At 65.9% G+C, this 12,462-nt stretch carries 14 protein-coding genes; 6 read left to right on the top strand and 8 right to left on the bottom strand.

Going from position 1 to position 12,462, the window contains the following annotated elements; all coding sequences use genetic code 11:
* On the bottom strand, nucleotides 1–195 hold the full coding sequence (locus tag CVV72_RS06930; RefSeq protein WP_125782839.1) for a ferredoxin: 195 nt from the start codon (nucleotides 193–195) through the stop codon (nucleotides 1–3).
* Nucleotides 192–1,592, bottom strand: a complete 1,401-nt coding sequence (locus tag CVV72_RS06925; protein ID WP_219151579.1) for a fatty acid desaturase — start codon at nucleotides 1,590–1,592, stop codon at nucleotides 192–194. Before CVV72_RS06925 ends, CVV72_RS06930 begins: the two co-directional genes overlap by 4 nt.
* Before the next feature lie 191 nt (nucleotides 1,593–1,783).
* Between CVV72_RS06925 and CVV72_RS06920 the strand changes: the two genes are divergently transcribed.
* The 4 genes from CVV72_RS06920 to CVV72_RS06905 are packed head-to-tail and all read left to right on the top strand — an operon-like array spanning nucleotide 1,784 to nucleotide 4,691.
* Entirely contained in the window at nucleotides 1,784–2,791 is a 1,008-nt protein-coding gene (locus CVV72_RS06920; RefSeq protein WP_219151578.1) for an SdiA-regulated domain-containing protein, read from the top strand.
* A 12-nt stretch (nucleotides 2,792–2,803) separates the two neighbouring features.
* Nucleotides 2,804–3,700: a hypothetical protein gene (locus CVV72_RS06915; protein ID WP_219151577.1), complete on the top strand. Its 897-nt coding sequence runs from the start codon at nucleotides 2,804–2,806 to the stop codon at nucleotides 3,698–3,700.
* Complete coding sequence (locus CVV72_RS06910) at nucleotides 3,697–4,152, top strand: ester cyclase (protein WP_219151576.1); 456 nt, start codon at nucleotides 3,697–3,699, stop codon at nucleotides 4,150–4,152. Before CVV72_RS06915 ends, CVV72_RS06910 begins: the two co-directional genes overlap by 4 nt.
* 50 nt (nucleotides 4,153–4,202) lie before the next feature.
* The gene (locus CVV72_RS06905) at nucleotides 4,203–4,691 is read left to right on the top strand and encodes a DUF4383 domain-containing protein (protein ID WP_219151575.1); all 489 of its coding nucleotides are present in this window, start codon (nucleotides 4,203–4,205) and stop codon (nucleotides 4,689–4,691) included.
* A gap of 51 nt (nucleotides 4,692–4,742) precedes the next feature.
* Here CVV72_RS06905 and katG read toward each other — a convergent pair whose 3' ends face one another.
* Together katG and CVV72_RS06895 are read right to left on the bottom strand one after the other, a co-directional pair.
* The gene (gene katG, locus CVV72_RS06900; protein ID WP_219151574.1) at nucleotides 4,743–6,977 is read right to left on the bottom strand and encodes a catalase/peroxidase HPI; all 2,235 of its coding nucleotides are present in this window, start codon (nucleotides 6,975–6,977) and stop codon (nucleotides 4,743–4,745) included.
* A gap of 33 nt (nucleotides 6,978–7,010) precedes the next feature.
* Nucleotides 7,011–7,442: a Fur family transcriptional regulator gene (locus CVV72_RS06895; protein WP_219151573.1), complete on the bottom strand. Its 432-nt coding sequence runs from the start codon at nucleotides 7,440–7,442 to the stop codon at nucleotides 7,011–7,013.
* A gap of 645 nt (nucleotides 7,443–8,087) precedes the next feature.
* On the opposite strand from CVV72_RS06895, the gene cmk reads away from it, so the two are divergent.
* Together cmk and CVV72_RS06885 are read left to right on the top strand one after the other, a co-directional pair.
* Complete coding sequence (gene cmk, locus CVV72_RS06890) at nucleotides 8,088–8,762, top strand: (d)CMP kinase (protein WP_219151572.1); 675 nt, start codon at nucleotides 8,088–8,090, stop codon at nucleotides 8,760–8,762.
* A 90-nt stretch (nucleotides 8,763–8,852) separates the two neighbouring features.
* Nucleotides 8,853–9,287 carry an HIT family protein gene (locus CVV72_RS06885; protein ID WP_219151571.1) on the top strand — a complete coding sequence of 145 codons (435 nt, stop codon included), beginning with the start codon at nucleotides 8,853–8,855 and terminating at the stop codon, nucleotides 9,285–9,287.
* Here the strand turns inward: CVV72_RS06885 and CVV72_RS06880 are convergent.
* The 4 genes from CVV72_RS06880 to CVV72_RS06865 are packed head-to-tail and all read right to left on the bottom strand — an operon-like array spanning nucleotide 9,284 to nucleotide 12,432.
* Nucleotides 9,284–9,913, bottom strand: coding sequence for a class I SAM-dependent methyltransferase (locus tag CVV72_RS06880; protein ID WP_219151570.1), 630 nt, complete (start codon nucleotides 9,911–9,913; stop codon nucleotides 9,284–9,286). The two genes, CVV72_RS06885 and CVV72_RS06880, sit on opposite strands and share 4 nt — an antisense overlap.
* Nucleotides 9,904–10,671, bottom strand: a complete 768-nt coding sequence (locus tag CVV72_RS06875) for a hypothetical protein (RefSeq protein WP_219151569.1) — start codon at nucleotides 10,669–10,671, stop codon at nucleotides 9,904–9,906. The genes CVV72_RS06880 and CVV72_RS06875 overlap by 10 nt, the downstream gene beginning before the upstream one ends.
* Complete coding sequence (gene thiL / locus CVV72_RS06870; protein ID WP_255632561.1) at nucleotides 10,668–11,726, bottom strand: thiamine-phosphate kinase; 1,059 nt, start codon at nucleotides 11,724–11,726, stop codon at nucleotides 10,668–10,670. The genes CVV72_RS06875 and thiL overlap by 4 nt, the downstream gene beginning before the upstream one ends.
* Complete coding sequence (locus tag CVV72_RS06865; protein WP_219151567.1) at nucleotides 11,719–12,432, bottom strand: HIT domain-containing protein; 714 nt, start codon at nucleotides 12,430–12,432, stop codon at nucleotides 11,719–11,721. Before CVV72_RS06865 ends, thiL begins: the two co-directional genes overlap by 8 nt.
* Nucleotides 12,433–12,462: the final 30 nt, after the last annotated feature.

Genomic DNA, 12,462 nt, shown 5'->3' with positions numbered 1-12,462 from the left:
TCAGTCCCGCAGCTTCAGGGCGAGGACCGGGCAGGCGTCGACGGCGGCCGACAGGTCCTGGCGGTATTCCTCACCGGGCCGCTCGTCGAGTACGACGACCGTCCCGTCGTCACCCACCTCGAAGAAGTCGGGCGCCATCGCCTCGCACATGCCCAGCCCGTCGCATTTCGCGCGGTCCGCTTCGATCTTCATCATGCTCCGACCCTTCCCGGTGCGACGAAATCGACCTTCTCCCGCACCCCGCAGTCCGGGCAGCACCACGAATCCGGGATCGCCGACCACGGCGTTCCGGCGGGGAAACCCTCACGCGGATCACCGAGCTTCTCGTCGTAGACGTAGCCGCAGCCCGGGCACATCCCGCCTTCGGTCGCGTCGCCGTGCGTGTCGGCGGCGACCCGGGACGGCGCGGTGACGCGCGTTCCGTAGCGCGCCAGGATCTTGGCCCGTTTCGACGGCTGGATGTTGGCGCGGGAGATGTCGCCGTCGAAATGCGCGAGCACGCGCGGATCCATCACGCGGCGCCACACGGGCGGGAACAGTGCCAGCACGATCATCCCGGCGTAGCCCGTCGGAAGAACCGGCGATTCCGCGAAGTCACGCAGCGTCTGGTAGCGGCGGGTCGGGTTGGCGTGGTGGTCGCTGTGCCTTTGCAGGTGGTAGAGCAGGACGTTGGTGGCGATGTTGTTGGAGTTCCAGCTGTGGCTGGGATCGACCCGTTCATACCGGCGCCGGTTCGGCGGGCCGACCTTCTGCCGCCGCATGCCGTAGTGCTCCATGTAGTTCACGACCTCCAGCAGCGAGAAGCCGATCACCGCCTGGATCACCAGATACGGCAGGATCCCCGGCCCCAGCCACACGGTCATCGCCGCCCACAGCACCGCCGACATCGACCAGGCGTTCAGGACGTCGTTGCCGATCCGGAACGGATGCCGGTCGCGCCGGGCGTACCGCTTGCGCTCCAGGCCCCACGCGGATTTCAGCGAGCCGAACACCGTACGCGGCCAGAACCGGTAGAAGCTCTCCCCCACACGGCTGCTGGCCGGATCCTCCGGGGTCGCCACGCGGACGTGGTGACCGCGGTTGTGCTCGATGTAGAAGTGGCCGTAAAAGCTCTGCGCCAGCGCGATCTTCGACAGCCAGCGCTCGTGACTCTCCTTCTTGTGCCCGAGTTCGTGCGCGGTGTTGATGCCGATACCGCCGATACAGCCGATCGAGATCGCCAGCCCGATCTTGTCCGCGACGGACAGGTCGCCGCGCGCGATCAGCCAGAACGCGACCACGAAACCCGCGTACTGGATGGGCAGGAAGGCGAAGGTGATCCACCGGTAGTAGCGATCCCGCTCCAGCCGTTCGATCACGTCGTCGGGCGGATTGCTGCGGTCCAGCCCGGCCAGCAGGTCGATCAGCGGCACGATCACCAGGATCACGATCGGGCCGATCCAGAACCACACCCCCCATCCGGTGGCCGCGTGCAGCCCGATGGCCAGGAAGGCGAGCGAAGGGACAACCAGGCCGATCAGCCACAGATACCGCTTGCGATCGGTCCACCGTTCGGTCGAGCCCGCCGGGATCGTGCCCGTCATCTCGCTCATCGCACCCTCCTCCGTTGGCTGGGTTTACAAAACTGTAGGTGATGTACACCAGGTTTGACAAGTAGGCACCATTTGTAAATCCACCGTTGCTTCATTTCGTGAGAACCTGGCGATATCTTGTATTCGTAAGGAAACTTACTTAACTTGTGACGACACGCCGCGACCCACTTCGTCCGCCCGAAGGAGCGCGAATGCCCCGATCACCTCGTCGGATCCGGCCCGCCGCCATGGTCACCGCCGCCGCCCTGCTGGTCCTGCCCGCCACGACCGCCGCCGCGAGCACGACGGCGAACAGCCCCTGGCCGGGCGCCTCGGCCGTCACCACCGCCGACGGTTCGAACGTCCTCGGCGGCAACATGAGCGGGCTGTCCTTCGGAAGCCCCGACGTCCTGTGGGCGGTCAAGAACGGTCCCGGAACGCTGTACCGCCTCGTGCGCAACGGCACCAAATGGCAGCCGGATACCGCCAACGGCTGGTCGTCGGGCAAGCAGCTGCGCTACCGCGACGGCCGGGGCGACCCTGACGCCGAAGCCGTCGTGGCCACTCCGGACGGTGTGGTCGCGGCCACCGAACGCGACGGTGACAACAGCAAGACAAGCGCTCTCAAGGTGCTCCGGTACGACGTCTCCGGCTCGGCCAAGACGCTCAGCGCCAAGGCCGAATGGAATCTGACGGCGGATCTGCCGAAGGTCTCGGCCAACGACGGCCTCGAAGCCGTCTCGTGGATCCCGGACAGCGCACTCACCGCCAAGGGATTCGTGGACCAGCGCACGAAGGCGCCGTACAACCCGAGTAGCTATCCCGGCCACGGGACCGGCCTCTACCTCGTCGGCTTGGAGAGCAACGGGATGATCTACGCCTACGCGCTCGACCAGGCGGGCGGGAAGTACACCCGCGTCGCGAGTTTCGCGAGCGGGCTCGGCTCGATCATGGAACTCGAGTACGAGGCTTCCACCGGCAAGCTGTGGGCGGTCTGCGACGACACCTGCGGCGGCGATTCGACGACGCTGGCCGTCGACGCGCAGGGCAAGTTCGCCGTCACGGCCACGTACGACCGCCCGAGCGGGATGCCGGACTACAACAACGAAGGCTTCGCGATTTCGTCCACCTGCGCTTCCGGGGGCAAGCAGGTCGTCTGGGCCGACGACGGCAACGACGACGGCCACGCGCTCCGCGCCGGCACCCTCTCCTGCGGCTGAGCGGGGCGCGGCATGAAATTCGCCTCCCTCGTCATTCTCCCCGCCTTGACCATTCCCCTGTTCCTGCCGTCCGCCGCACTGGCGGACGACGGCTGGGAATCCATCGGCACCGGCATGACCTCCGGCGCCAGCGGTATCGCCGTCCTCGACCGGGACGACGACCTGATCGACGCACTTGTCCTACGGGACAACAAGAAACCCGGAGAGAATCGCGCCGTCCGGGTCCGGCTCGACCACGGCAAGGTGTCCAAGGTGGACTCTATCGACTGGCCAGGTGAGCTGCCGGTCGATCTCGAAGCGGCCGAACCCGTACCGGGGAAGAACGGCGAGTTCATCGCACTGGCCAGTGACGGCAAAGGCTTTCACTTCACGTTGAAGGACGAGCGCCTGAAAGTGCTCGGCACTTTCCAGGTACCGAAGGGCGACCCGGCGGACAATTACGAGGGTTTCGCGCTGAAAAAGGTGAATGACCGGTTGTTCGCGGTCTGGGCGGACCGCGGCCAGGACGCCCGCCCGGCCACGCTCTACTCGGCGGAGTTCTCGGTCTCGAAGCTGTCCTTCAAGAAGCCGAAGTCGATCCCGTTCCGCGTCCCGTACCCGGCCACCCACGTCCGGCACACCTCGGACGTCGAGATCACCGCGGACGACCACGTCCTGATCTCGGCCGCCTCCGACCCCGGCGACGAAGGCCCGTTCGATTCGGCCGTGTACGACGCCGGCGTCCTCCGCTCCGACGGTTCGATCGCCCTCTCCCCCGGTCCGCTGAGGATCGGCGACTTCCCCGGCCACAAGATCGAGGCCATGACCTGCCTGTCGCGCTCGTGCGGCGACCTCCTCTACGGAACCGACGACGAGGCCGCGGGCGGTAGTCTCCGGATCGCGACCAGGAACCACCCGGAGGACCAGTGATCAGCGAAGACCTGCGCGAACGCCGCCTCAAGATCATCGAAGAGCACATGGACACGGAGGTGGCCCACGAGTTCGACCGCACGCTGGGCACCTTCAACGGCCATCCGCACTACGAGATCATGGCGACCGGGCAGATCTTCGACGGCGGCGAAGAGGTGATGGCGTACTACCGCATGACCCGGACGGCGTTCCCGGACCAGCGGCACGACAACGTCCGATACCACTTCGCCGACGAGTCGGTCATCGTCGAATTCGACCTGCTCGGCACCAACCTCGGCGAGTTCTACGGCCGTCCGCCCACCGGCAAGGCGTTCCGGGTGCCGATCATCGCGGTGTTCTTCTTCGACGAGGACCGGATCACCAACGAGCGCATCTACTTCGACGCCGCCAGCCTGATCACCCAGGCCGGGCACGCCGAACTGCTGTCCCTCCTGGCGTCCGGCGACGTCTGAGCCGACGTCGGCCGAGGATTACCCCGGAGAACCCGGGGTACCCGGCCGACATGGAAGAAGCAACACGAGCCGACGGCGCACAGCGCACCGGACGGCGTCCTCCGCAAGTGGCCGCGCTGGTCGTCGGCGCGGTCTTCCTCGTGGTCGGCGTCCTCGGCTTCATCCCGGGCATCACCACCGGCTACGACGGGCTCGAATTCGCCGGGCACCATTCCGGAGCCCGGTTGTTCGGCGTCTTCGCCGTGTCGATCCTGCACAACCTCGTGCATCTGCTGTTCGGCGTGGTGGGCGTGTTCGCCGCGCGCAAACGCGCCGCTTCCCGGATCTTCCTGATGATCGGCGGCGGGAGCTATCTGCTTCTGTGGATCATCGGCCTGGCGATCCCGCAGAGCAGTCCGGGGAACTTCCTGCCGTTCAACGTCGCCGACAACTGGCTGCATCTCGGCCTCGGCGTCGGCATGATCGCGCTGGGTGTCTTCACCACCGCGCTCGAACGCAAGGCGGGCGACTACCCGGAACCGGACCTGCAGCACCAATGAAAACGTCCGGGCCCGCCGCGGTCGCGACGGGCCCGGACGTCCGGATCAGCTTCAGACCAGGTCGTACCGGTCGAGGTTCATGACCTTGTCCCACGCGGAGACGAAGTCACGGACGAACTTCTCCTTCGCGTCGTCGCTGGCGTAAACCTCGGCCACCGCGCGAAGCTCGGAGTTCGACCCGAACACGAGGTCGGCACGGGTGCCGGTCCACTTGACCTCGCCGGTCGCGGAATCGCGGCCCTCGAAGGTCTCCGCGTCCTCGGACATGGCGGTCCACTGGACCCCCATGTCGAGCAGATTCACGAAGAAGTCGTTGGTCAGCGACCCCGGCTTCTCGGTGAACATGCCGTGCTTGGACTGCTGGGCGTTGGCGCCGAGGACACGCAGGCCGCCGACGAGGACGGTCATCTCGGGCGCGCTCAGGTTGAGCAGGTTCGCGCGGTCGAGGAGCAGGTACTCCGTCGGGAGACGGTGCCCCTTGCCGCGGTAGTTGCGGAACCCGTCGACGGTCGGCTCCAGCGGGGCGAACGACTCGGCGTCGGTCTGCTCCTCCGTCGCGTCGGTGCGGCCCGGGGTGAACGGCACGGTGACCTCGAAGCCGCCCTCCTTCGCGGCCTGTTCGACCGCTGCGACGCCGCCCAGCACGATCAGGTCGGCGAGCGAGACCTTCTTGCCGCCGGTCTGGGCGCTGTTGAACGCCTCCTGGACACCCTCGAGGGTCCGCAGCACCTGGGACAACGTCTGCGGGTCGTTGACCTCCCAGTCGCGCTGCGGCTCGAGGCGGATGCGGGCACCGTTCGCGCCACCGCGCTTGTCGCTGCCGCGGAAGGTCGAGGCCGAGGCCCACGCGGTGGAGACCAGCTGCGACACCGAAAGGCCCGAAGCGAGCAGCTTCTCCTTGAGGGCGGCGATGTCCGCGTCGTCGATCAGCTCGTGGTCGACGGCGGGCACCGGGTCCTGCCAGATCAGCGTCTCCTGCGGCACCAGCGGGCCGAGGTAGCGCTGGATCGGGCCCATGTCACGGTGGGTCAGCTTGAACCAGGCGCGGGCGAAGGCGTCCGCGAACTGGTCCGGGTTCTCGTAGAACCGACGCGAGATCTGCTCGTAGACCGGGTCGAAACGCAGCGCCAGGTCGGTGGTGAGCATGCCGGGGGCGCGGTTGAGCTTGCCGTCCTCGGGGTCCGGCACGGTGTTCTTCGCCTTGCCGTCCTTCGGGACCCACTGGTGGGCGCCCGCCGGGCTCTTGGTCAGCTCCCACTCGTACTCGAAGAGGTTGTGGAAGAACCAGTTGCTCCACTGGGTCGGGGTCGGCGTCCACGTGACCTCGAGACCACTGGTGATCGCGTCGCGGCCCTTACCGCTGCCGAAGGTGTTCTTCCAGCCGAGGCCCTGCTCCTCGATCGAAGCGCCTTCGGGCTCGGGGCCGACGTACTTGTCCGGGTCGGCCGCGCCGTGCGTCTTGCCGAAGCTGTGGCCGCCGGCGATCAGCGCGACGGTCTCCTCGTCGTTCATCGCCATGCGGCCGAAGGTCTCGCGGATGTCGCGGGCCGCGGCCAGCGGGTCCGGGTTGCCGTTCGGGCCTTCCGGGTTCACGTAGATGAGACCCATCTGCACGGCGGCCAGCGGGTTCTCCAGCTCGCGGTCACCGGTGTAGCGCTCGTCGCCGAGCCAGGTGCGCTCGGGACCCCAGTAGACGTCCTCATCCGGCTCCCAGACGTCCGCGCGGCCACCGGCGAAGCCGAAGGTCTTGAAGCCCATGGTCTCCAGCGCGCGGTTGCCGGTGAAGATCATCAGGTCGGCCCACGAGATCTTGCGGCCGTACTTCTTCTTGACCGGCCAGAGCAGGCGGCGGGCCTTGTCCAGGTTGCCGTTGTCCGGCCAGCTGTTGAGCGGGGCGAACCGCTGCATGCCCGCGCCCGCGCCACCGCGGCCGTCCTCGATGCGGTACGTGCCCGCGCTGTGCCACGCCATGCGGATCATGAAGCCGCCGTAGTGGCCGAAGTCCGCGGGCCACCAGTCCTGCGACGTCGTGAGGACGGCGTCGACGTCCTTGGCGAGCTCGGTGAGGTCGAGGGTCTTGAACTCGGCGGCGTAGTCGAACCCGGCGTCCATCGGGTCGGACGCGGCCGAGTGCTTCCGGAGGATCTTCAGGTTGAGCTGGTTCGGCCACCAGTCACGGTTGCCCGCGCCTTCGGTGGGGTGGTTGCGGCGGCCCGACGAGACGGGGCAGCCGCCCGCGCTCTCTTCGTTCATTTCGCCGATGACGGCGTCCGGGCTGTCAGACACGGGAATCCTTCCGGGAATCAGAAACTGCAGGGCTCAGGAACGGGGTTCGATGACACAGTCGGGACAGCGGCCCCAGTAGATGACCTCGGCCTCTTCGATCACGAAGCCTTGGTCGTTCGACGCGGTCAAACAGGGTGCGGGACCGACGGCGCAGTCGACGTCGGCGATGGCACCACAGGTTCGGCACACGACGTGGTGATGGTTGTCCCCGACCCGGGACTCGTACCGTGCCACGGACCCCGACGGCTGGATCCGCCGAACGAGACCCGCGGCGGTCAGTGCCCGCAACACGTCGTAGATGGCCTGGTGAGAGACCTCGCCGAGCTCCGTACGCACGGCACCGATGATCGAGTCGGTGTCGGCGTGCGGGTGGTCGCGTACCGCTGTCAGCACGGCCACCCTGGGACGCGTCACGCGCAGGGAGGCCCCGCGCAGCATCCGCTCGAAGTCCTGGGTCGTGGGCACGGCCGCAGTCTGGACCATTTTCTGGAATGAATCAAGTTCTTGCATCCCGGGCGTGTCCCGCCCACGCCGAGGGGCGGCCACCGTCCGTGAAGGCCTCCTTGAGGGACTCTCGGTCCCTCAAGGAGGCCTTCACGGACGCGCACAACGAACACGAGAAGGCGGCTGCCATCAGTGACGCGCAGTTTGTGGCTTGCGTTACATATTCTCTTCGAACAATTTCACCGCGCGCCGAACAACGGCGGATACGCGAGGTGATGCGCTTCCCGATCAGCCACGAAAGCGCACTCGGCTTCGGCGTGACTGGTCTGGACCGCGAGGACACACGAAGGTGCGAAAATCGGACCGAACTTCCGCTTGCGGCAAGGAATCGACCCCCTCGTGGCGTGTTTTCGGGGCAGAACAACCACAAAAGTGGCCTGCATCGACACCTGGATGAGTGAGGGAGCATGCCGGAGCGTCGCCGGCACGCTCGCGCGCACCACTGTCCCGGAGCACGTAGTCCTTTGCCAGAGCCGCAATTCCTCGTATCTCCGCTGCTCCCGGGACCATACGTCTGCACGCCCACGGCAGGCTTCCCCCGTGGTAGCGTCTGCGCCCTGTTCCCACCGTCCGGCTTCACCGATCGTGCACAAGCAAGGGAAAACCATGCCCGAAGAAGGCGTCAACACCGTCGTGGCGGTGGATGGTCCTGCGGCGGCGGGCAAGACGACCACCTGCCTGGCACTGGCGAGATCTTTCGACCTGCACTATCTCGAAAGCGGCAGAACTTACCGCATCATCGCTTTCGAGGCGATTCAACGGAAAATACCCGTCGAAAACGCTCGAAAGATCACCGGGCTCTGCGATGAATTGATCACCGAGAGCCGTTCCGCGAGCCTGTTGACCTCCGACCGCTACGAGCAGGACACTCTGCGCGCGACCCCCGTCAACGTCGCCGTCTCGACCGTCGCCAAGATCGCGGAAGTTCGCCAGCGGGTCACCAGCCTCATCCGGCTCTGGGCCGGAGCGCAGACCCGGTGTGTCATCGAAGGACGCGACATCGGCACCACCATCTTTCCCGCCGCGACCGTGAAGTTCTACCTGACCGCCAGGCCAGAGGTCCGGGCGATGCGGCGAGTACGCCAAGAGCGGGCGGCGTCGTACGAGAACGTTCTCGACGACGTGATCCGCCGGGACGAGGCCGACATGTCCAGGACGTCGTCGCCCTTGGTCCCCGCCGAGGACGCGATCACAATCGACACTTCCGAACTCACCTTCGAGCAGGTAGTGAGCCGAATGACGGCGGCGTGTCGCAACAGAGGCTTAGAGATCAACCGTTAGTGCGAGTACGCTTCTGCTTTGTCTGCGACGAAGCTAAGTTGACCACAGGTATGACTTCAAGTGATCGATCAATGACGAGGAGTATTGGTTATGAAGCCGGCGATGGCGAAGGAAACCGAAGCCGAACCGGTGACCGCCGATTGTCTCTTTTGTCAATTCGATGACACGTCAGTGAACGACATACTGGTCCAGGGAGATGAGATCTACGTACGCTGGGACAACTTTCCGGCGGCCAAGGGACATGTCGAGCTCGTCCCGAAACGACACGTGGAGTCCTACTTCGCACTCACCGCAAGCGAGCACGCCGAAGTTCATACGCTGATCAAGCGAGCGCGCGACGAGATCGAACAGCGGTTCCAGCCGGACGGTTACACCATCGGCGTGAACGAGGGGCAGGCCGCGGGCAGGACCATCGACCACCTGCACATCCACCTGATCCCGCGCTACGAGGGCGATGTGGCGGATCCGCGAGGCGGTGTCCGCCATGTCCTGCCCGGAACCAATCCCGACGAATGGCTCGGCTAGGCCCTCGTCGCTTCCACCACGAACCAGTCGCCCCGCCCACTCGGCGACACCCGCACCGAGACGAAGCCTGCCGCGGTCAGCTCGTCCATCACGGCTTCAGGCCTGCGTAACGAGAACCAGCGCGAAGACGGCATGCGGGTGGTCCGCATCCACCCTTCACCATCGCCTTCCTTGAGGCTGATCGCCGTGGCACCGCCAGGCCTGAGCACTCGATGAATCTCGGAAAACGCCCGGAGGTGCGTTTCCCTCGGCAGATGCAGGATGCTCGCGCAGGCCCACACGCCGTCGAACACGCCGTCCGCCAACGGTAAGGCCAAGAGATCGCAGAGCACCGCGCCGGCCAACGCGCACCGACAGCGCGCGTAACGGAGCAGCTTCTCGCTGAGGTCGACGGCGACGACGGTCGCGCCGCGCCCGATCAGATACTCCGCGTCGCGACCCGAACCACAGCCGAGGTCCAGCACCGCGGTTCCCGAAAGTGCCTCGAGGAAACGGTCCAGTTCCCGGTCGAGACCCGGAAACAGGTCAAGCGTGCCGGTGCTTCGGACATACGTCGCAGCGCTCTCGTCGTAGACTCGCCGGGTACTCGACACCACCGCCCGCACGTGCTCGCCGTTCAGGTGCATTCGAAATCCTCGCGGCCGATGGCCATGCCCAGATTGGTCATCTCCTCCAGCAGTTCCCGCCGGTCGAGCACCTCGTAGCCACGGCCCGCGTCCACACTCACGCAGCCGACGAACTTGTTCCGCCCGCTCCTGATCGGCGTGACGAAAAGCGCGGTTCGATGTTTGAGAGCCTGAAACTCCTCCCACTTCAGGTTCATCACCGATTCGGATCCGTGCTGCGCCACGTGGTCGTCGTACGTCTCCTGGTCGGTGAGGCGCTCCACCAACGGAGCGACATCGAACTTCACCTCGCGATCGTGTTGCCAGCACAATCCCACCGCGCCGATACCCCTCACCGGGGCGAAACTCCGCGTTGCCGGAAAGGATGACATCCGATAGGAGGAAAGTCGCTTCAGTACTCCGCGCACCGGGTGCCGCGGCGTTCGCGTCTTCCGCCATACATGGAGTGCCAGGTCGCCGGTGTCCAGTGGTGGCTCGATCTTCGCGCTGATGTCGAGCAGCCTGCCGAAGGTGGACAGGACTCGGCGGCGCATCATGACGTTCCGGTCCACGAAGGCACGCCGTTGCCAGCTCTCGAACGGCGTGAAGGCGCCGAACACACCGGCCACGAGGAGAACGATCAGCAGCAAGAACGAGCGGCCGTTCAGGAGCGCGTCCCAGAACGGCTTCGACGGTACGTTGTACGCCTTGCCCGCCAGGAACAAGGTCGCCGACAGCAGAATCGTCTTGTCCGCGGCCTTGGCCGTCCTCCGGCTCATGCCTTTCCGTCGCCCTGCCGGTGCCGCCACGCCTCGCCCGGCAGGCCCGCGCGCCGGCCGTTCTCGCCGGCCAAGACCACGTCAGGTTTCTCCGTGACTACCCCGATCCGGTGGAAACTCAGCACTTCGGCGAGGCCGTCGACCCGGCAGGGCGGCACGGTGAAGACGAGTTCGAAATCGACCGAATCGCCCATGACCAGGCTCAACGGCTCTACTCCCACGTGGGCGGCCACCGCGGCCACCGCCTTGAGAACAGGGATCGATCGCTCATCGACGTCGATTCCGACGCCACTTGACTCGGCGATGCTCAGCAAGGCGGCCTTCAGCCCGTCCGAGGTGTCCAGACAACTCGTGACCACCCCGCTCGCGCCGAGCACGAGTCCCTCGTCGACCCTTGCCACCGGTCGCTTCCAGTTGGCGAGCAGCGAAGGAAGCAGGCTGTCGATGACGAGATCCGGGACGCCGGAGCGGAGATACGCCATCGCCGCTCCGGCGGGACCGGTCGGCGCCGTGAGACACACGACGTCACCGGGTTTCGCACCGGACCGCAGCAGCGCCCGGCCCGCGGGGCACACCCCCAGAGCCGATGCGGAGAGGATCAGACGTTCCGCGCCACCGATGTCGCCGCCCACGTTGAGGCAGCCGAAGGCGGCACACGCGTCGCGTATGCCCCGCATGACGAGACCGAACAGCGCATCGTCCATTTCGGCCGGATACCGGACGACGGAGAGCAGCCCGATAGGTTTGGCGCCCATCGCCGCGATGTCACTCAGGTTCGCGGCGACCAGGTAGTAGCCCAGGTCGTATTCGTCCAGATGCCCCATCTCGTAAAGTCTGAACTTGGGGCCGCGGACGTAGTCACTGCCCACGACCAGGTCATGATCCCCGGCCAGCCGGAAGACCGCGCAGTCATCCTGGGCGTCGGCTCCCGCGGTCAGCTCCACCAGGCCGCCGTCCGGAGAGGAAACCGGAACGAACTCGATTGCCTGCCTGCCGAACAATGGCACGATCGTCGTGGCCAGTCTCGTCGGTTCGTCCGAGAATTTCTCACTCACCACAGGACAGCTCCACATCGGCGGCAGCGCTGTCGCCACTCAGTTTTCCCGGCCAATAACCCACCATTCGGATCGTCTCGCGAAGATCCCTTTTGCGCATCATCACCGCGTAGTCCCATTCGGGGTCCTCGATCGCCAGCACGGCTCCGGCGATCGAGCGCAGATACTGCCTTTTCTGCTCCCCTGTCGGCAGGTAAACGCGGACCTTTTCGCGGTACACGCGAAGGAAATAGGCCGAAGACGGCCAAGGTGAGAGCGCGAGCTCCCCGAGCGAATCCAGGTCCCGATGGGCAAGTCCGTCGCCGATCAGAAGGTCGTCCACGGTGTCGCCATCGACGGGGAGAAAGTGCAGATGCGCGTGCGTGATGCAGGCATGGCTCTCCTGCCCGGCACTCGATCCGTGCTCCAGGATCAGCGGCTCACCGAAGGTCTCCCGGTACAGCGGCAGGACTTCGTCGACAAGGCCGGTCACCTCCAGCTCGTGGAGGGAAAGTACCTGAGCGAACGACAAGTGGTGTTTCGACGGAAGGAGAAGAAGGTGACCGAGAACGAGGGGTGACATATCGGCCAGTAGCGTCAAATTTTCTGTCGAGTATATTCGACGGGACGGTGGGTCGCCCTGATAGAAACGGGCGAAGGAAGTGTCGCCTGAACCAGAAAGCTCGTCGCAGAAGTCCGCACCCGCGCACTGCATGGTTTCGATCATGTCTCCCCTGCCGCCTCGCCCGGTCTTGGT

Origin of the sequence: Amycolatopsis sp. TNS106 (genome assembly GCF_019330265.1) — a bacterium.
GTDB classification, from domain to species: Bacteria; Actinomycetota; Actinomycetes; order Mycobacteriales; family Pseudonocardiaceae; genus Amycolatopsis; species Amycolatopsis lurida.
Note: the sequence above shows the minus strand (reverse complement) of the source record. Positions and strands in the feature narration are given on the sequence as shown.